Genomic DNA, 18,608 nt, shown 5'->3' with positions numbered 1-18,608 from the left:
ACTGTCTCCTTACAGGTTGAGGTTGCCAAAAGCTGTTTTCCAGTCCTGTTCAAACTTCTCAATGGCTGACTCTACTGCGGGCGTATTGAGCATTTGTTGCGCTACATCTAATGGGAGCGTGATCGCTTCGCACCCGATCAACAAACACTCCAGTGCCTGGCGCGGCGTTTTAAAACTCGCGGCCAGCACTTTGCTCTCTGGCGCATGGAGTTTCAGCAGAGTTTGCAGCTCCTGCACCATGCGGATCCCATCTCCACCCTGTGCATCGACACGGTTAACGTACGGGGCGACATATTTTGCGCCCGCCAGCGCGGCAAGCAGCCCCTGCGCGGCGCTGTAAACCGCCGTACCCAGCGTGACAATGCCCTCTTTTTTCAGTTGCTTGATGGCGGCCAGGCCTTCAGCAGTGACCGGAATTTTGACCACGATATCCGGCACGGCGTTATTGAGGCGTTTGGCCTCCGCTACCATTCCATCCGCTTCACGGCTCATCACCTGGGCAAACAGCGTTCCTTGTGGGCCAATAACGCGTTGCAGGCGGGGCAATACATCCCACAGGGCGTCTTTACCGGCGGCGATAATGCTCGGATTGGTGGTTACGCCCGCCAGCGGGTAAATGCGTGCCAGGCGCTCCACTTCCGCTACGTTTGCGGTGTCCAGATACAGTTCCATCATGCTTCCTCATATAGCGTTTCTGCACACAGCATAAGAGCGTGGGTTGTGTGACTGCCATATAACAAATCTGCCAAACACTGGACAAATGTGATCGAGAGAGCAAAGTGCGAGCTGGCTCACAAGTTGCTTGCTAGCTGATGAAAAGAGGTATTGTGGAGTGCCGTTAAAATAAACATGGCATTTTTAACGTACAAAAATCCAGCTTTGGCGTTATTCGTCCAGCCGGGACTTTTCGCTGAGATGGCTGTGATACTGCTGGCGGTATTCCGAGGGGGAGCGTTCTGTGTTTTTTCGAAACAGGCGGCAGAAGTAATTGCTGTCAACAAACCCGCAGCCGTGCGCCACTTCTTTGACTTTTAAATCGTATCCTTTGAGCAGCGTTTTAGCGTGCTCCAGCCGGGTATGAGTCAGATATTCGTTGAAGCCGACAGAACCGGTTTTCTGAAACAGGTGTGACAGGTAATTGGGTGAGATATAAAACGCCTGCGCCACCGATTCACGCGTGAGCGGTAAAGCGTAATTTTCGTCGATATAGTCGCGAACGGCTTCGAACAGCGCCTGACTGCGCGAAGCCGTTTGGATCTGGCTGCCAAGCAAGTCATGACAATGGCTGAGCAGGCTGGTGACAATCAGACGTGCGGTTTGCTGTTCGTGCGGCTGCATCTGCATTTCATGCAGGGTTTGTAGCAGGAAGGAGCCGACGCGCGGGCCGCGACGCGCAACATGCTGTTTCGCCAGGTTTTGCAGCATGGCGCCATCCCACTGCGTGACGTTAAAACTGAGCTGTTGCTTGCCAAACAGCACGCTCAGGGTGGTGGCCGGGAGCTGCCATTGTGGGTGATTCCAGCTGCCTGCGGGAACATACAGCACGTCGTGCTGTGACATCCGCGCGGTTTCGCCATTGATACCCGTATCGGTCACTGTTCCTTCCAGCACAATCTCCAGGCGTGGAAAATCCACCTGGCAGGCCTGCGCAGGCGCGGTTCCGGTCACGCCCGCAAAGCATATCTGCCGTAGCGGAGCCGGGCCGTTTATCAGGCGTGAGATAAGATGGCTGACATCGAAACTCATGGTGTTCCTTTGGATGCTGGCGAAGGGACAACCTTAACTGGCAGGATCAAAAAAGGCCACAACCTGTGTGGCCTTTTGCGATAACAGCGAAATTAGCCGGTATTACGCATACCCGCCGCCACCCCGGCGATCGTAACCATCAGCGCTTGCTCAACGCGGTGATCCGGCTCTTTGCCTTCCTCTTCCGCAAGGCGCGAGCGGTGCAGCAGCTCTGCCTGCAACACGTTCAGCGGGTCGGTATAGATATTACGCAGCTGGATAGATTCGGCGATCCACGGCAGATCGGCCATTAAGTGCGAATCGTTGGCGATGGCCAGCACCACATTGATATCCGCTTCCAGCAGTTTGCGCAGTTCGCTACCCAGCGCCCACAGTTCGGGTTTCACCAGCCGCTGATCGTAATATTCTGCCAGCCACAGGTCGGCTTTCGAGAACACCATTTCCAGCATGCCAAGCCGGGTGGAGAAGAACGGCCAGTCGCGGCACATGGCTTCCAGCTCGCTCTGTTTGCCGTCTTCCACCACTTTCTGCAATGCCGCACCCGCGCCCAGCCAGGCTGGCAGCATCAGGCGGTTTTGCGTCCAGGCGAAGATCCACGGGATTGCGCGCAGCGATTCAACACCGCCGGTCGGGCGACGTTTCGCCGGACGAGAACCCAGCGGCAGTTTGCCCAGCTCCTGCTCCGGCGTGGCGGAACGGAAATACGGTACGAAATCTTTGTTTTCACGCACATAGCCACGGTACATATCGCAGGAGATATCCGACAGCTCGTCCATAATATGGCGCCATTCGGTTTTCGGCTCCGGCGGCGGCAGCAGGTTAGCTTCCATAATGGCGCTGGTATAGAGCGACAAACTGCTGATGGTGACTTCCGGTAGACCGTATTTGAAGCGAATCATTTCGCCCTGTTCGGTGACGCGTAAGCCGCCTTTCAGGCTGCCTGGCGGTTGCGAGAGCAGTGCGGCGTGAGCCGGTGCACCGCCACGGCCAATAGAGCCGCCGCGGCCGTGGAACAGTGTCAGCTCAATACCGGCTTTCTCGCAGGTTTTGATTAGCGCATCCTGCGCCTGATATTGCGCCCAGGAAGCAGCCATCACGCCTGCGTCTTTCGCCGAGTCGGAGTAGCCAATCATCACCATCTGTTTGCCCTGGATAAAGCCGCGATACCAGTCGATATTCAGCAACTGGGTCATCACGTCGTCGGCGTTATTCAGGTCATCAAGGGTTTCAAACAGTGGCGCGACCGGCAGCGCGAAACCGATACCGGCTTCTTTCAGCAGCAGATGAACCGCCAGCACGTCTGAAGGCGTTTTCGCCATCGAGATCACATATGCGGCGATAGATCCGCGTGGCGCTTCAGCGATCACCCGGCAGGTGTCCAGCACTTCGCGTGTCTCTTCGCTTGGCTCCCACTGGCGCGGCAACAGCGGACGTTTAGAATTCAGTTCACGGATCAGGAATGCCTGTTTGTCCGCTTCCGACCAGCTTTCGTAGTCGCCAATACCCAAATAGCGGGTTAATTCGCCCAGCGCTTCCGTATGACGGGTGCTCTCTTGTCGAATGTCGATGCGTACCAGCGGCACGCCGAAACTCTTCACGCGGCGTAATGTATCGAGCAGTTCACCGTTGGCGATAATGCCCATACCACAGGCCTGCAACGATTTATAACAGGCGTAGAGCGGTTCCCACAGTTGTTCGTTTTGCGTCAGCAGCCCGGCCGGTTTCGGTAATTTCTGGCCTTTCAGGCGCGCTTCCAGCCAGGCCTGGGTGGCCATCAGATCGCCGCGCAGCTTCTTCATCAAGTAGCGATACGGTTCGCGCGCGCCTTCTGCGCCCGCCAGTTCGCGCAGCTCGTCGGTACACTCCACCATCGACAGCTCGGAAATCAGCAACTGAACATCTTTCAGGAACAGATCGGTTGCTTTCCAGCGGCTAAGCAGCAGGACATGGCGGGTGATATCGGCGGTAACGTTCGGGTTGCCGTCACGATCGCCGCCCATCCACGAAGTAAAACGCACCGGAACAAAATCCACCGGCAGTTTGTAATTGAGGTTCTCTTCCAGCTGTTCGTTCAGCTCGCGCAGATAGTTTGGTACGCCTTCCCACAGGCTGTTTTCTACTACGGCAAAGCCCCATTTGGCTTCGTCTACCGGGCTTGGGCGGTTTCTGCGGATTTCATCGGTATGCCAGGACTGGGCAATCAACTGGCGCAGGCGGCGCATCAGCTGGTGGCGTTCATAATCGGCGATATCGCTGTTATCCAGCTGCTTTAAGCAGTTGTTCACTTCCACCATTTTGTGGATCAGCGTACGGCGAGTGATTTCGGTTGGGTGCGCAGTCAGCACCAGCTCCAGCGATAGTGATTCAATCGCGTTGATAATCGTGGCTTCGTTGAGATTGGGTTGGTCTTTCAGTTTTCTGATGGTCTGGGCAATCACTTCCGGGTTGCTGGCCGCTTCGCCTTTCGCTGAAATGCTATGGTATTGCTCAGCGGTGTTAGCAAGGTTGAGGAACTGGCTAAACGCGCGTGCTACCGGCAGCAGTTCGTCATTGGACAGATTCTGCAAGGTGGTGAGCAGTTCCTGACGGCTGGCTTCATTCCCGGCGCGAGAAGATTTGGACAGCTTGCGGATTGTTTCTACCCGGTCGAGAATGTTCTCGCCGAGAGCATCCTTGATGGTATCTCCCAGCAGTTTGCCGAGCATACTGACATTACTACGCAAAGCGGAATATTGTTCGTTCATGTTACCCCAGACACCCCATCTCATTTTATTTTGTTATACCTGTCGTTGAGCAGATATAAGACACCGTCTTTTATAAAGCCACGTAAAACCCACCGCGTCAATTGTTGCGAAATCGCTTCAGCAAACGAATAAATGTCGGCAATTTACGAAATTTAATTCGCATCGTGTTCAATAAGTATTGCTTATGGGATCGTGACAATTGTCACGCTTTTTCGCACATAAAAACCCCCTCATTCGAGGGGGTAAAAAAGCGAAAATCATCTCAGTGCCAGCAGAAATGATGAACAACCTGAGTGATGAGTTCACGCGTTGGTTTAATAAAGCGGGTTTCCAGATATTCATCCGGCTGGTGTGCCTGGTTGATAGACCCAGGCCCCAGCACCAGCGTTGGGCAAAGTGTCTGAATAAAAGGCGCTTCGGTGCAGTAGTTCACCACTTCGGTTTCGACGCCGAGCAGTTTTTCTACCACTTCTACCAGTTGATGATCCGGCGGGCATTCGTATCCCGGAATCGGCGGATGCAGCTCGGAAATGGTCAAACGACCCGGCCAGCGAGAACTTACCGGCTCCAGCGCATCGTTTAACAACCCATTGAGATCGTTAAGCGTCATGCCCGGCAGTGGGCGAATATCCATATGCAGTTCGCAGCAGGCGCAGATACGGTTTGCCGCATCACCACCGTGAATATGCCCAAGGTTCAGCGTCGGATACGGCACGGTGAACGCGTCATAGTGATAGCGTTCTTTCAGGCTGTCGCGCAGTTGCAGAATATGGCCGATGGCATCGTGCATCAGTTCGATGGCGTTGACGCCGCGCGCCGGATCGCTGGAGTGGCCGGATTGACCAAGAATGCGAATCGCATTGGAGATATGGCCTTTATGCGCACGTACCGGCTGCAAAGAGGTCGGTTCGCCGATGATGGCGCAGTCCGGTCGCAGTTGCGTGTTCTCGGAGAAATAGCGCGCACCGGCCATGCTGGTCTCTTCATCGGCGGTGGCGAGCACATACAGCGGCTTGCTCAGTTTTGTCACATCGACGTCACGCAGCGCATCAAGAATAAAGGCGAAAAAGCCTTTCATGTCGGCAGTGCCCAGACCGTAGAGCTTGTTGTCATGTTCGGTCAGCGTGAACGGGTCGCGCGTCCAGCGCCCGTCATCATACGGCACCGTGTCGGTGTGGCCGGTCAGCAACAGACCGCCCGCGCCGGTTCCGGCACTGGCGAGCATGTTGAATTTATTGCGGGTGCCGGGGACCGGCTGCACTTCAACCGTGAAACCGAGGTCGCCAAACCATCCTGCCAGCAAATTGATTAAAGACGCATTACTCTGATCCAGCGCTTCTTCCGTCGCGCTGATCGACGGCGTGGCTATCAGGGCGCGGTAGATCTCGATAAATGGTGGCAAATTCATTTTCATTGTTGACATACCTGAGTTCGTGATAGTATCAATATTCATGCACTAAATGTGAATAAAAATACATTAATGTTGAGCGTAAAGGAACCCATGCGGCGACTTTGCTCAGCGACGCGGGATTGATGCCGAGTCTTTCCCTGGCACACATGACGTAAGAAGGTAAACCGCCCCAATGTTGAACACATTAATTGTGGGTGCCAGCGGTTATGCTGGTGCAGAGCTAGTGACCTATGTAAATCGCCATCCTCATATGAACATAACCGCTTTGACGGTTTCTGCGCAAAGTAATGATGCAGGAAAATGTATCTCTGATTTACATCCGCAGTTGAAAGGCATTGTTGATCTCCCGTTACAGCCGATGTCCGATATTGGCGATTTCCTCGAGGGCGTGGATGTTGTCTTCCTCGCCACCGCCCATGAAGTTAGCCACGATCTGGCACCAACCTGCCTGGCGGCGGGATGCGTGGTGTTCGATCTCTCTGGCGCGTTCCGCGTTAACGATCCCGCGTTTTACAAAAAATTCTACGGTTTCACTCATCAGCACGCCGATCTGCTGGCACAGGCGGTGTACGGGCTGGCGGAGTGGAACCACGACAAACTGAAAGAAGCGCAATTAATTGCCGTGCCGGGTTGCTACCCAACGGCGGCGCAGTTGTCACTAAAACCGTTGATCGACGCCGGGCTGCTGGATCTGAACCAGTGGCCGGTGATCAACGCCACCAGCGGCGTAAGCGGCGCGGGGCGCAAAGCGGCGCTTTCTAACAGTTTCTGCGAAGTGAGCCTGCAACCGTACGGTGTTTTCAACCATCGCCACCATCCGGAAATCGCTACTCACCTTGGCGCGAGTGTGATCTTCACCCCGCACCTGGCGAGCTTCCCGCGTGGGATCCTTGAAACCATCACCTGCCGTTTGCAACCGGGCGTTACCCACGCACAGGTGGCGGATGTGTTCAAACAAGCGTATGGCGACAAACCACTGGTGCGTCTGTATGACAAAGGCGTTCCGGCGTTGAAAAACGTGGTTGGCCTGCCGTTCTGCGATATCGGTTTTGCGGTACAGGATGAGCACCTGATTGTCGTCGCCACGGAAGATAACCTGCTGAAAGGCGCGGCGGCGCAGGCAGTACAGTGCGCGAATATTCGTTTTGGCTATGCTGAAACTCAGTCACTTATTTAATTGAACAGGCGTGATGATGAATCCATTAATTATTAAGCTCGGTGGCGTACTGCTGGATAGCGAGGAAGCGCTGGAGCGTTTGTTTACGGCACTGGTGCACTATCGTGAATCTCATCAGCGCCCGTTAGTGATTGTCCACGGCGGCGGCTGCGTGGTGGATGAGCTGATGAAACAGCTTAACCTGCCGGTTAAAAAGAAAAATGGCCTGCGCGTGACTCCGGCGGATCAGATTGACATCATCACCGGGGCGCTGGCCGGTACGGCCAACAAAACCCTGCTGGCGTGGGCGAAGAAACACCATATCGCCTCTGTCGGCCTGTTCCTCGGCGATGGCGACAGCGTGAAAGTGACACAGCTGGATGAAGAGCTGGGGCATGTGGGCCTGGCGCAACCGGGTTCACCGAAACTGATTAATGCGCTGCTTGATGGCGGCTTCTTGCCGGTGATCAGCTCTATTGGCGTCACCGATGAAGGTGAGCTGATGAATGTTAACGCCGACCAGGCGGCAACCGCGCTGGCTGCAACGTTGGGTGCGGATCTGATCCTGCTGTCTGATGTAAGCGGTATTCTGGACGGTAAAGGCCAGCGTATTGCCGAGATGACGGCGGCGAAAGCGGAGCAACTGATTGCCCAGGGCATTATTACCGATGGCATGATCGTAAAAGTGAATGCGGCGCTGGACGCGGCGCGCACGCTGGGTCGCCCGGTAGATATCGCCTCCTGGCGTCATGCCGAGCAGCTACCTGCGCTGTTTAACGGCACGCCGATCGGCACTCGTATTCTGGCGTAATGACACAACAATTTATGTAGGCCGGGCAGGCGCAGCGCCGTCCGGCAAAACGGATAAAGAGAAGGAAGCAAACTATGGCACTTTGGGGCGGGCGTTTTACTCAGGCAGCGGATCAACGGTTCAAACAGTTCAACGACTCTTTGCGCTTTGACTATCGCCTGGCGGAGCAGGATATCGTTGGCTCTGTGGCCTGGTCTAAAGCGCTGGTGACTGTTGGTGTGCTGACAGCGGCTGAGCAGCAGCAACTGGAAGAAGCGTTGAACAATTTGCTGGAAGAGGTGCGTGCTAATCCGCAGCAGATCCTGCAAAGCGACGCGGAAGATATTCACAGCTGGGTGGAAGGCAAGTTGATCGACAAAGTGGGTCAACTGGGCAAAAAATTGCACACCGGGCGCAGCCGTAATGACCAGGTCGCGACCGATCTGAAACTGTGGTGTAAAGACACCATCAGTGAATTGCTGCTGGCGAATCGCCAGTTGCAGAGCGCGCTGGTGGTGACGGCGGAAAATAACCAGGACGCAGTCATGCCTGGTTATACGCACCTGCAACGTGCGCAGCCAGTGACGTTCGCGCACTGGTCGCTGGCTTATGTTGAGATGCTGGCGCGTGATGAAAGCCGCTTGCAGGATACGCTGAAACGCCTGGATGTCAGCCCGCTGGGCAGCGGTGCGCTGGCGGGAACGGCTTATGAAATCGACCGTGAGCAGTTAGCCGGTTGGCTGGGTTTTGCCTCGGCAACCCGCAACAGCCTGGACAGTGTGTCCGACCGCGACCACGTGCTGGAACTGCTTTCTGATGCTTCTATTGGTATGGTGCATTTGTCGCGCTTTGCCGAAGACCTGATTTTCTTTAACTCCGGCGAAGCGGCGTTTGTCGAGCTTTCTGACCGCGTAACCTCTGGTTCTTCGCTGATGCCGCAAAAGAAAAACCCGGATGCGCTGGAGCTGATCCGTGGTAAATGTGGCCGTGTGCAGGGCGCGCTTACTGGCATGATGATGACGCTTAAGGGTCTGCCGCTGGCGTACAACAAAGATATGCAGGAAGACAAAGAAGGGCTGTTTGACGCGCTCGACACCTGGCTTGACTGCTTACATATGGCGGCGCTGGTGCTGGACGGCATTCAGGTGAAACGCCCGCGTTGCCAGGAAGCGGCGCAGCAGGGTTACGCCAATGCCACCGAACTGGCGGATTACCTTGTCGCGAAAGGCGTACCATTTCGCGAAGCCCACCACATTGTTGGTGAGGCGGTGGTAGAAGCAATTCGCCAGGGCAAACCGCTGGAAGATCTGCCGCTTGCCGATCTGCAAAAATTCAGCGATGTGATTGGCGACGATGTTTATCCCATTCTGTCACTGCAATCCTGCCTTGATAAACGCGCGGCGAAAGGCGGCGTGTCACCGGTTCAGGTTGCGCAGGCCATTGCGGATGCGAAGGCGCGTTTGGTGTAAGTGGGGCGCGGTTTGCAAACAGGAGCCTGGCGTTATGCCGGGCTTTTTTATGCAAAAAAAAGCGGACGCTAAGGTCCGCAAAACGTTCACGTTGGCTTTAGTTGTTCAGAGAGAAACAGAGGGTAGTTGCCTCATCACGGGTCAAGCTGAGGTGCCGCTTCGTTTCTGGTGCTAATTATTGAACAGAATGCTTGATAGGGATAATCGTTCGTTGCTATGCTATCTATCGCCACGAACTATCGTGGCGACGGAGGATGAATAATGAATATTCGTGATCTTGAGTACCTGGTGGCGTTAGCCGAACACCGCCATTTTCGCCGTGCAGCCGATTCTTGCCACGTCAGCCAGCCCACGCTGAGCGGGCAGATCCGTAAACTGGAAGATGAACTTGGCGTAATGCTGCTGGAACGTACCAGCCGCAAAGTGCTGTTCACCCAGGCGGGTTTGTTGCTGGTGGATCAGGCGCGCACCGTGCTGCGCGAGGTCAAAGTGCTGAAGGAAATGGCAAGCCAGCAGGGGGAAACGATGTCCGGTCCGCTGCATATTGGCCTGATCCCAACCGTTGGACCTTACCTGTTGCCGCACATCATTCCGCTGTTACACCAGACTTTCCCGAAACTGGAAATGTATCTGCATGAAGCGCAGACGCATCAGCTTTTAGCGCAGCTGGACAGCGGCAAGCTCGACTGTGCGATCCTCGCGCTGGTGAAAGAGAGCGAAGCCTTTATTGAGGTGCCGCTGTACGATGAGCCAATGATGCTGGCGATTTATGAAGATCATCCGTGGGCGAACCGCGAATGTGTGCCGATGGCTGACCTGGCGGGCGAAAAGCTGCTGATGCTGGAAGATGGGCACTGCTTGCGCGACCAGGCGATGGGCTTCTGCTTCGAAGCGGGTGCGGACGAAGATACGCATTTCCGCGCAACCAGCCTGGAAACGCTGCGCAATATGGTCGCCGCCGGGAGTGGTATCACGTTGCTGCCTGCGCTTTCCGTTCCGCGCGAGCGTAAACGCGATGGCGTGGTTTACTTACCGTGCATCAAACCTGAACCGAAACGCACGGTTGGGCTGGTTTATCGCCCAGGTTCGCCGCTGCGCAGCCGCTATGAGCAGCTGGCAGAGGCCATCCGTGGTGCGATGGATGGCCATTTCGACACGGCGTTAAAACAGGCGGTTTAAGCCGTTTAATGCCGCTACCCGGTAGGCTTCCGCCATTGTCGGGTAGTTAAAGGTGGTGTTAACGAAGTACTCAATGGTGTTACCGCCACCTTTCTGCTCCATAATCGCCTGGCCGATATGAATAATTTCGGCCGCGCGCTCGCCAAAGCAGTGAATTCCCAAAATCTCTTTCGTTTCGCGGTGGAACAGGATCTTCAGCGTACCGACATTCATGCCGACAATCTGGGCCCGCGCCAGGTGTTTAAACTGCGCGCGACCCACTTCATACGGCACTTTCATGGCAGTGAGCTGCTGCTCGGTTTTGCCCACGGAACTGATCTCCGGAATGGTGTAAATCCCGGTCGGAATATCTTCAATCAGATGCGCGGTGGCTTCGCCTTTGACCATTGCCTGCGCGGCAATGCGCCCCTGATCGTAAGCCGCTGATGCCAGGCTTGGGTAACCAATCACATCGCCGACCGCATAGACGTGTGGCAGTGCGGTCTGGTACATGCTGTTTACTTTCAACTGACCGCGTCCGTCCGCTTCAAGGCCAATATTCGCCAGTTGCAGGCTATCGGTGTTGCCGGTACGGCCGTTGGCATAGAGCAGGCAGTCGGCTTTCAGTTTTTTGCCGGATTTCAGGTGCATAATCACCCCGTCATCCAGCGGCTCAATGCGCTCGTACTCTTCGTTATGGCGGATAACGACGCCGCTATTCCAGAAGTGATAAGAGAGTGAGTCCGACATTTCCTGATCAAGGAACGCCAGCAGGCGATCGCGGGTGTTGATCAGATCGACTTTGACGTTCATACCACGGAAGATCGATGCATATTCGCAGCCGATCACCCCCGCGCCGTAGATGATTACATGGCGGGGTTCGTGGTGCATATCAAGAATCGAGTCGCTGTCGTAAACGCGCGGATGGGCGAAATCAACATCGGCCGGACGGTAGGGACGTGAACCGCAGGCGATAACGAACTTTTCGGCGGTGATGGTTTCGACCGTGCCGTCATGACACTCGAGCGCCAGTGTGTGGTCATCAATAAAGTGGGCGTTGCCTTCTAAAATTTCGCAGCGGTTACGCTCATAAAAGCCCTGACGCATGCGCGTTTGCTGATTAATCACGCTTTCAGCATGGTTCAGGATATCGGCGAAAGAGGAGCGGAGAAGGCGGGTATGGTCACTGTAGAGCGGGTTTTGGTTGAATTCGATAATACGGCTAACGGCGTGGCGCAACGCTTTTGAGGGGATGGTACCCCAATGCGTACAGCCGCCGCCGACATTGTGGTAACGCTCAATAACCGCGACCCGTGCTCCTTGTTTAACCAGGCCCATAGCTGCGCCTTCGCCGCCGGGGCCGGAGCCTATTACTATTGCATCATAATCGTAGGAATGTGGCATGGTAAGGCTTACCTGTTCTTATACATAAAAGCAACATAATACTAACATCAAAGCGGCGGTAACCCAATTATCGTTGTGCTCTTTTGCCACGAAAAAGAAGAAACTGCGCGTAAACAATCAGTCACAATCCAGTACAATCGGATCGGATTTATTCTCTGGTATAGTGCCAGCGGGCCCCTGGAAGGATTCAAACATCGTGATGGGTGTAAGAGCGCAACAAAAAGAGAGAACGCGGCGTTCGCTGATCGAAGCCGCATTTAGCCAACTCAGCGCGGAGCGCAGCTTCGCCAGCCTGAGCCTGCGGGAAGTTGCCCGTGAGGCAGGCATTGCGCCAACGTCTTTTTATCGTCATTTCCGGGATGTGGATGAACTCGGTCTGACCATGGTGGACGAAAGTGGGTTAATGCTGCGCCAACTGATGCGCCAGGCGCGTCAGCGTATTGCGAAAGGCGGTAGCGTGATCCGCACGTCAGTTTCCACATTTATGGAATTTATCGGCAATAATCCCAACGCTTTTCAGCTCCTGTTGCGGGAACGCTCCGGAACGTCCGCAGCCTTTCGTGCGGCGGTAGCGCGTGAGATCCAACATTTTATTGCGGAACTTGCCGACTACCTTGAACTCGAAAACCATATGCCGCGAGCGTTCACCGAAGCGCAAGCCGAAGCGATGGTGACGATTGTCTTCAACGCCGGTGCTGAAGCGCTGGATGTAGGGGCGGAACAACGCAGGCAATTAGAAGAGCGACTGGTACTACAATTGCGCATGATTTCAAAAGGCGCGTATTACTGGTATCGCCGTGAACAGGAAAAACTGGCGCATCAACCGACGAGTGAAGGATGAGTAATGAAACAGTCTGGTCAAGATAAAGGTACGTTGCTGCTGGCGCTCATTGCTGGCTTATCGATTAACGGTACGTTCTCCGCCGTGTTCAGCTCTATTGTACCGTTTTCAGTATTCCCGATTATTTCGCTGGTGCTGACTGTGTATTGTCTGCATCAGCGCTATCAAAATCGCACGATGCCGGTGGGTCTGCCAGGACTTGCCGCCGCCTGTTTTATCCTCGGTGTGCTGATTTACAGTACGGTGGTGCGTGCCGAGTATCCGGATATCGGTTCTAACTTCCTGCCCGCCGTTTTATCGGTAATACTGGTTTTCTGGATTGGTTTTCGTCTGCGCGGTCGCAAACACGAAGCCTCTGAATAAGCATTATCCCCTCTCCCTGCGAGAGGGGATTCCCAGCCCCAATTAATCAAGCGACGGAAATGATAAATCCATTTGTTCTGCGCTTGCGAAATAAAGCCCCGGCAGAATTCATCAATAATTTATTAATTAAAAAAATCTACAATAAAACGCATTTCATCTGATGTACTGATTCGGCATTTTATTCGGTTGCCTGACGATCGTTTGATCCAGGCGGCAGGTTAAAATTAACTCTGGACATCCTGATGAAAAAAATAACACACCTTCTGTTAGCCACGGCCGGTTTCGTTATTTCGGTCGCCGCATCTGCGGATACAACAAAAACGAATGGGAGCGAACACCGTATTCCGGCGGTAAAGCTCATTAATACGCAAGATAACCACTCAGCGTTTATTAAAGGCTCTGTTCCCTCGCTGGCGAAGCTCTCTTCGCAAAATCTCTACTTCAGCAATACATTCGAAGAGTGGCAAAAAGGGGTGCATCCGGCACCGAAGAAGCAATACGTGGTGACGATGAAAGGTAAGTTGAAGTTCAGGGTTAGCGATGGCTCAACCTTCATCATTGAACCTGGCACCGTTCTGCTTGCGGCAGACACGGCGGGCGAAGGTCACAGCTGGGATATTGTCGACGGTAAAGAGTGGGTTCGCGTTTATATTCCGGTGGGCGATGATGACCACTTTATTGCCGATAAATAACCAGTAAAATGCATTTCTTCTCAGCCCTGTTTCGTGCGGGGCTGATCACTTAATACCAGGATCACATATCCATGGTGATATAAATACCATATAAGAACATTCATAAATCATTATAAAATAATGTTAGTGCGATCACGTTCCGCAATAGTGATTATTCTGATAAATAAATAGCTGCGTGCAGCAGTCATTTACGTCTCGCCACTATTATTGGATTGGCCTGGTTAACAGGCCAATCGTTAAATGACGTTGCCGTATTTTATATAGCGCTATTTGTTTTTACGCGTAAGCAGTACGCCGCACTCCATGTGGTGCGTATACGGGAATTGATCGAACAGCGCCAGACGTGAAATATCGTGTGTCTGGCTCAATGCTTCCAGGTTTTTACACAGCGTTTCCGGGTTGCAGGAGATATACAGAATACGCGGATAGGCCTGCACCATTTTTTCGGTTTCCGCATCCAGCCCGCTGCGCGGCGGATCGACGAAAATCGTTTCGCACTGGTAGCTCGCAAGATCGATACCCTGCAAGCGATTAAAAGCGCGCACGCCATTCATCGCCTGCGTAAATTCTTCGGCGGACATGCGGATAATCTGCACGTTATCAATGTGGTTAGCCGCGATATTGTATTGCGCTGCCGCCACGGACGGTTTGGCGATTTCGGTTGCCAGCACGCGATCGAAATTGCGTGCCAGCGCCAGCGAGAAGTTGCCATTGCCGCAATACAGCTCCAGCAGATCGCCCGTTGAATCGCGCGTGACATCAAGCGCCCATTCCAGCATTTGGATATTCATCGCGGCGTTAGGCTGCGTAAAGCTGTTCTCCACCTGGCGGTAGATCATCTCTCTGCCACCGACCGGCAGACGCTCATCGACAAAATCCTGATCCAGCTCGATTTTGGTTTTGGTCGCACGGCCAATTAACTGCACATTCAGATTCTGCGCGCGCAGCGCGTCACGCAGGTGCGCAGCTTCTGCCTGCCATTCATCATCCAGTTTTTTGTGATAGAGCAGAGTGACAATCGCCTGGTTGCTCATGGTGCTCAGATAATCAATCTGGAACAGCTTATGACGCAGTGTTTTATTGCCGCGTACCGTCTCGATCATCACCGTCATTAATTGGTTAATCAGCTCGCTTGCCGCCGGGAAGCTGTCCACGCGGATCCGCGATTTCGTCTGCTGATCGAAAATGATGTGGTAGAGATCGTCGCCGTCATGCCAGATGCGGAATTCGGCGCGCATACGGTAATGGCTGACCGGTGAGCGGAACACCTCCGGAAGCGGCGCGGAAAAAGGCGTCATCATTGATTGCAGACGCACCACTTTTTCAGCCAGCTGGGCTTCGTACTGTTCTGTCGGCAGGTGTTCGGGGGTCATCATGCTTCCTGAGTGATTAAGAATAACGCGGGGATTGTAGGCATTGCTCAGGCGATGTCCAGCCCCGGATGTGAGCTAAATAATCAGTTAGCAGTCTGGACATCCATATGTTACAGAATGTAGCATCCTTGTTCCGGTCCTGTGAGTTAAAAGGGAACCCAGTGAGAATCTGGGGCTGACGCGCAGCGGTAAGGATCAAGGTGAGAGAGCAGACACTGCCTGTTGGGTGGGAAGTCGCTTTCTTGATGTACCTCCAAGCCCGAAGACCTGCCGGTATACGTCGCATCTGGTTGACATCATCGCGTGCTATTGATGGAACCTGCGGCATCCTTACTCTTTTGTGGATGCTTTCACAATGATTAAAAAAGCTTCGCTGCTGACGGCGCTCTCCGTCACAGCTTTTTCCGGCTGGGCGCAAGATAGCAGCTCAGACAATTTGGTGGTGACAGCAAATCGTTTTCAGCAATCGGCTAAGACGGTGCTTGCACCGACAGAAGTGGTGACGCGTGAGGACATTGACCGCTGGCAGTCGCGCTCACTGGTTGATGTGTTGCGCCGCCTGCCTGGGGTTGATATCGCGCAAAACGGCGGGTTAGGTCAAACCGCCTCGGTTTATGTGCGCGGTACAGAAGCGAAACACCTGCTGTTGCTGATTGATGGCGTACCGGTTGCGCGCTCCGGGATTTCCAACGATCCCGAGCTGAATCAAATCCCGCTCTCTTTAGTGCAACGCGTTGAATATATTCGCGGGCCGCGCTCTGCCGTGTATGGCTCCGGGGCGATTGGCGGCGTGGTTAACGTTATTACTATGACGGGCAATGAGAAATCGCAAATCAACGCCGGCGTTGGCTCGAAGGGCTACCAGACGTATGACGGCACGCTGCGTCAGCGCTTTGGTGACACCGTGGCGACAGCGGCGGGTTCTTATACCAGCACGCGCGGTTTTAACGTGCAGCCGGATTCAACCTGGGATCATGACGAAGATCGCGACGGTTATCGCAACAAAACGTTCTGGGGCAGCCTGCAGCACAAATTCAACGATAACGTCGACGGTTTCTTTCGCGGCTACAACTTTAGCAACAACGTGGATTATGACCTCGGCAGCGCGCCGTTTTCCGCAGATTACAGCGCTGATGAGCGCCAGCTGTTTGTGCAGGGTTGGGATACCGGGCTGAATTTCGCCCAGGGGATCTACTCGTCCCAGTTGCTGGCCAGCTACCAAAAAAGCAAAGACTACAACTACAGCAGCATTTACGGCCGCTATAACGATGGCACCACACTGGATGATATGGAGCAACGATACATTCAGTGGGGTAACAACGTTAATGTCGGCAAAGGTTCTGTTGGCGCGGGCATAGACTGGAAACAAGAGCGCCTGGTTTCTTCTAATAAAACGACGCGCGATGCTTATGAGCGTGAAAATACTGGCTTATATCTGAACGGGATGCAGCAGTTTGGCGATGTCACGCTGGAAGCATCAGGCCGCGAAGATAAAGATGATGAGTTCGGCTGGCATGGCACCTGGCAGACCGCTGCCGGCTGGGAGTTCGTTGAGAATTACCGTCTGACTGTTTCTTACGGCACCGGCTTCCTGGCACCGTCTTTAGGTCAGCAGTTTGGCGCGAAGCGTTTTGGTATCGCTTCCAACCCGAACCTGAAGCCGGAAGAGTCAAAACAGTGGGAAGCGGGTGTTGAAGGCTTAACCGGCCCGCTGGACTGGCGTTTGTCTGCCTATCGCTATGAGATTGAAAATCTGATCACCTACAGCGATACGGCTTACTACAACATCAACTCTGCCACCATTAAAGGCGTTGAGTGGACGGGCAGCGTGGATACCGGCATCTTCTCGCATCGTGTGACGCTGCAATATATTGACCCGCGTGATGATGAAACCAATGAAGTGCTGCCGCGTCGTGCGAAGCGTCAGGCGAAGTACCAGCTTGACTGGTCCGTATTGAACGTCGATATGGATCTGGCCTGGGAGTACTTCGGTAAGCGCTATGACAACCGCACGTCAACCTATAATCCTGAGCAACGTATTTTGCCAAGTTATAGTACGGTTGATTTTTCTGCCTCATATCCTGTGACCTCTCATTTAACAGTTCGTGGTAAAATCGCCAACCTGTTCGATAAAGAGTACGAGACAGCATATGGCTACCAAACTGCAGGACGGGAATACACCTTGTCTGGCAGCTACACCTTCTGACGCACGTCCCACCGTGCTGGTGTTTGACTCCGGCGTCGGTGGGTTATCCGTTTATGATGAGATCCGGCATCTCCTGCCGGATCTGCATTACATCTACGCGTTTGACAATGTCGCTTTCCCCTATGGTGAGAAAAGCGAAGCGTTTATCGTTGAGCGTGTTGTCGAAATCGTCACCGCCGTCCAGGCCCAGTACCCCCTCGCGCTGGCCGTTATTGCCTGTAATACGGCGAGCACCGTCTCTTTGCCCGCGCTGCGGGAGAAGTTCTCTTTCCCTGTCGTCGGCGTCGTGCCTGCCATCAAACCCGCCGCGCGTCTAACGGCGAACGGCGTGGTAGGGCTGCTGGCAACGCGGGGTACGGTGAAGCGACCTTATACACACGAACTGATTTCGCGTTTCGCGAATGAGTGCCGGATTGAGATGTTGGGTTCGGCGGAGCTGGTTGTATTGGCGGAAGCGAAACTGCATGGGGAAACGGTCTCGCTGGATGAGCTGCGACATATCCTTCGCCCATGGCTGCGCATGAAAGAGCCGCCGGATACGGTGGTACTGGGATGTACGCACTTTCCTTTACTGCAAGACGAGTTGCTGCAAGTGTTGCCGGAAGGGACGCGTTTGATCGACTCAGGCGCGGCAATTGCGCGACGTACTGCCTGGCTGCTTGAACACGAAGCGCCGGATGCGAAATCTTCCGATGAGAATATTGCCTATTGCATGGCATTAACTCCAGAGACTGCGCAACTATTGCCCGTTTTGCAGCGCTATGGGTTCAAAAAGCTCGAAAAACTGGCGCTTTAGAGTAGTTTTGCGCAAAAAAGAGACGGTTGAAAAGTTTTTTGAAATTAGGGGTTGTCAGCGGGAATTAACTCCCTATAATGCGCCTCCACTGACACGGCACAACGGCAAACACACCGGCCTGTCAGGTGAGGAAATCTGAAAATAAACAGTTGACTTCACGGCGGGAAAGCGTAGTATACGCAACCCGCGCCGCAGCAAAAAGCGAGGCGGCACTGCTCTTTAACAATTTATCAGACAATCTGTGTGGGCACTCAGGGTGACTGGATTCTTAACGTCTTCGGACGAAAAATGAATACCAAGTCTCAACGAGTGAACACGTAATTCATTACGAAGTTTAATTCATTGAGCATCAAACTTTTAAATTGAAGAGTTTGATCATGGCTCAGATTGAACGCTGGCGGCAGGCCTAACACATGCAAGTCGAACGGTAGCACAGAGAGCTTGCTCTCGGGTGACGAG

At 53.9% G+C, this 18,608-nt stretch carries 15 protein-coding genes, 1 rRNA gene and 1 riboswitch; of the genes, 10 read left to right on the top strand and 6 right to left on the bottom strand.

Features of this window, described 5'->3' with window-relative positions; genetic code table 11:
- Positions 1-9: 9 nt before the first annotated feature.
- The 4 genes from fsa to argE form a co-directional block, all read right to left on the bottom strand.
- Positions 10-672: a fructose-6-phosphate aldolase gene (fsa, locus tag JKP81_RS20440; protein ID WP_200553218.1), complete on the bottom strand. Its 663-nt coding sequence runs from the start codon at positions 670-672 to the stop codon at positions 10-12.
- 213 nt (positions 673-885) lie between these two features.
- Complete coding sequence (locus tag JKP81_RS20435; RefSeq protein WP_200553157.1) at positions 886-1,746, bottom strand: AraC family transcriptional regulator; 861 nt, start codon at positions 1,744-1,746, stop codon at positions 886-888.
- Between the two features lie 92 nt (positions 1,747-1,838).
- Complete coding sequence (gene ppc / locus JKP81_RS20430) at positions 1,839-4,490, bottom strand: phosphoenolpyruvate carboxylase (RefSeq protein ID WP_200553156.1); 2,652 nt, start codon at positions 4,488-4,490, stop codon at positions 1,839-1,841.
- A 262-nt stretch (positions 4,491-4,752) separates the two neighbouring features.
- Entirely contained in the window at positions 4,753-5,904 is a 1,152-nt protein-coding gene (gene argE / locus JKP81_RS20425) for an acetylornithine deacetylase (protein ID WP_200553155.1), read from the bottom strand.
- A gap of 169 nt (positions 5,905-6,073) precedes the next feature.
- Between argE and argC the strand changes: the two genes are divergently transcribed.
- From argC to oxyR, 4 genes are all read left to right on the top strand, one after another.
- Complete coding sequence (argC, locus tag JKP81_RS20420; RefSeq protein WP_200553154.1) at positions 6,074-7,078, top strand: N-acetyl-gamma-glutamyl-phosphate reductase; 1,005 nt, start codon at positions 6,074-6,076, stop codon at positions 7,076-7,078.
- A 13-nt stretch (positions 7,079-7,091) separates the two neighbouring features.
- Positions 7,092-7,868: an acetylglutamate kinase gene (argB, locus tag JKP81_RS20415; RefSeq protein WP_020455972.1), complete on the top strand. Its 777-nt coding sequence runs from the start codon at positions 7,092-7,094 to the stop codon at positions 7,866-7,868.
- A gap of 74 nt (positions 7,869-7,942) precedes the next feature.
- Positions 7,943-9,316 (top strand): argininosuccinate lyase, encoded by a 1,374-nt coding sequence (argH, locus tag JKP81_RS20410; protein WP_045512284.1) that lies wholly within the window; start codon positions 7,943-7,945, stop codon positions 9,314-9,316.
- 261 nt (positions 9,317-9,577) lie between these two features.
- Positions 9,578-10,495 (top strand): DNA-binding transcriptional regulator OxyR, encoded by a 918-nt coding sequence (gene oxyR, locus JKP81_RS20405; protein ID WP_017459619.1) that lies wholly within the window; start codon positions 9,578-9,580, stop codon positions 10,493-10,495.
- Here oxyR and sthA read toward each other — a convergent pair.
- Positions 10,478-11,878 (bottom strand): Si-specific NAD(P)(+) transhydrogenase, encoded by a 1,401-nt coding sequence (gene sthA / locus JKP81_RS20400; protein WP_044489539.1) that lies wholly within the window; start codon positions 11,876-11,878, stop codon positions 10,478-10,480. The genes oxyR and sthA overlap by 18 nt on opposite strands.
- Before the next feature lie 196 nt (positions 11,879-12,074).
- Here sthA and fabR point away from each other — a divergent pair, with 196 nt between their 5' ends.
- The 3 genes from fabR to JKP81_RS20385 all read left to right on the top strand — a co-directional run bounded on the left by fabR (position 12,075) and on the right by JKP81_RS20385 (position 13,774).
- The gene (gene fabR / locus JKP81_RS20395; RefSeq protein ID WP_017459617.1) at positions 12,075-12,719 is read left to right on the top strand and encodes an HTH-type transcriptional repressor FabR; all 645 of its coding nucleotides are present in this window, start codon (positions 12,075-12,077) and stop codon (positions 12,717-12,719) included.
- Positions 12,720-12,722: 3 nt separating this feature from the next.
- Positions 12,723-13,082, top strand: coding sequence for a YijD family membrane protein (locus JKP81_RS20390; protein ID WP_200553153.1), 360 nt, complete (start codon positions 12,723-12,725; stop codon positions 13,080-13,082).
- Positions 13,083-13,324: 242 nt separating this feature from the next.
- The gene (locus JKP81_RS20385) at positions 13,325-13,774 is read left to right on the top strand and encodes a hypothetical protein (protein ID WP_200553152.1); all 450 of its coding nucleotides are present in this window, start codon (positions 13,325-13,327) and stop codon (positions 13,772-13,774) included.
- 266 nt (positions 13,775-14,040) lie between these two features.
- On the opposite strand, the gene trmA is transcribed toward JKP81_RS20385, so the two are convergent.
- Positions 14,041-15,147: a tRNA (uridine(54)-C5)-methyltransferase TrmA gene (gene trmA, locus JKP81_RS20380; protein WP_200553217.1), complete on the bottom strand. Its 1,107-nt coding sequence runs from the start codon at positions 15,145-15,147 to the stop codon at positions 14,041-14,043.
- A 117-nt stretch (positions 15,148-15,264) separates the two neighbouring features.
- Positions 15,265-15,437: riboswitch (cobalamin riboswitch) on the top strand.
- 65 nt (positions 15,438-15,502) lie between these two features.
- Between trmA and btuB the strand changes: the two genes are divergently transcribed.
- The 3 genes from btuB to JKP81_RS20365 form a co-directional block, all read left to right on the top strand.
- A complete protein-coding gene (btuB, locus tag JKP81_RS20375; protein WP_200553151.1) occupies positions 15,503-17,353 on the top strand; it encodes a TonB-dependent vitamin B12 receptor BtuB in 1,851 nt (616 codons plus the stop codon).
- On the top strand, positions 17,298-18,149 hold the full coding sequence (gene murI / locus JKP81_RS20370) for a glutamate racemase (protein ID WP_200553150.1): 852 nt from the start codon (positions 17,298-17,300) through the stop codon (positions 18,147-18,149). The genes btuB and murI overlap by 56 nt, the downstream gene beginning before the upstream one ends.
- A gap of 359 nt (positions 18,150-18,508) precedes the next feature.
- Positions 18,509-18,608: ribosomal RNA gene (locus JKP81_RS20365) — 16S ribosomal RNA — on the top strand; the annotation flags it as partial.

The organism is Kosakonia sp. LAM2021, assembly GCF_016620385.1.
GTDB classification, from domain to species: domain Bacteria; phylum Pseudomonadota; class Gammaproteobacteria; order Enterobacterales; family Enterobacteriaceae; genus Kosakonia; species Kosakonia sacchari.
This window is presented reverse-complemented; position numbering and strand designations above follow the sequence as displayed.

Excerpts from the sequence above, each read along its gene's own strand:
- fsa (WP_200553218.1), bottom strand. The coding sequence starts at position 672 with ATGGAACTGTATCTGGACACCGCAAACGTAGCGGAAGTGGAGCGCCTG.
- JKP81_RS20435 (WP_200553157.1), bottom strand. The coding sequence starts at position 1,746 with ATGAGTTTCGATGTCAGCCATCTTATCTCACGCCTGATAAACGGCCCG.
- ppc (WP_200553156.1), bottom strand. The coding sequence starts at position 4,490 with ATGAACGAACAATATTCCGCTTTGCGTAGTAATGTCAGTATGCTCGGC.
- argE (WP_200553155.1), bottom strand. The coding sequence starts at position 5,904 with ATGAAAATGAATTTGCCACCATTTATCGAGATCTACCGCGCCCTGATA.
- argC (WP_200553154.1), top strand. The coding sequence starts at position 6,074 with ATGTTGAACACATTAATTGTGGGTGCCAGCGGTTATGCTGGTGCAGAG.
- argB (WP_020455972.1), top strand. The coding sequence starts at position 7,092 with ATGATGAATCCATTAATTATTAAGCTCGGTGGCGTACTGCTGGATAGC.
- argH (WP_045512284.1), top strand. The coding sequence starts at position 7,943 with ATGGCACTTTGGGGCGGGCGTTTTACTCAGGCAGCGGATCAACGGTTC.
- oxyR (WP_017459619.1), top strand. The coding sequence starts at position 9,578 with ATGAATATTCGTGATCTTGAGTACCTGGTGGCGTTAGCCGAACACCGC.
- sthA (WP_044489539.1), bottom strand. The coding sequence starts at position 11,878 with ATGCCACATTCCTACGATTATGATGCAATAGTAATAGGCTCCGGCCCC.
- JKP81_RS20390 (WP_200553153.1), top strand. The coding sequence starts at position 12,723 with ATGAAACAGTCTGGTCAAGATAAAGGTACGTTGCTGCTGGCGCTCATT.
- JKP81_RS20385 (WP_200553152.1), top strand. The coding sequence starts at position 13,325 with ATGAAAAAAATAACACACCTTCTGTTAGCCACGGCCGGTTTCGTTATT.
- trmA (WP_200553217.1), bottom strand. The coding sequence starts at position 15,147 with ATGACCCCCGAACACCTGCCGACAGAACAGTACGAAGCCCAGCTGGCT.
- btuB (WP_200553151.1), top strand. The coding sequence starts at position 15,503 with ATGATTAAAAAAGCTTCGCTGCTGACGGCGCTCTCCGTCACAGCTTTT.
- murI (WP_200553150.1), top strand. The coding sequence starts at position 17,298 with ATGGCTACCAAACTGCAGGACGGGAATACACCTTGTCTGGCAGCTACA.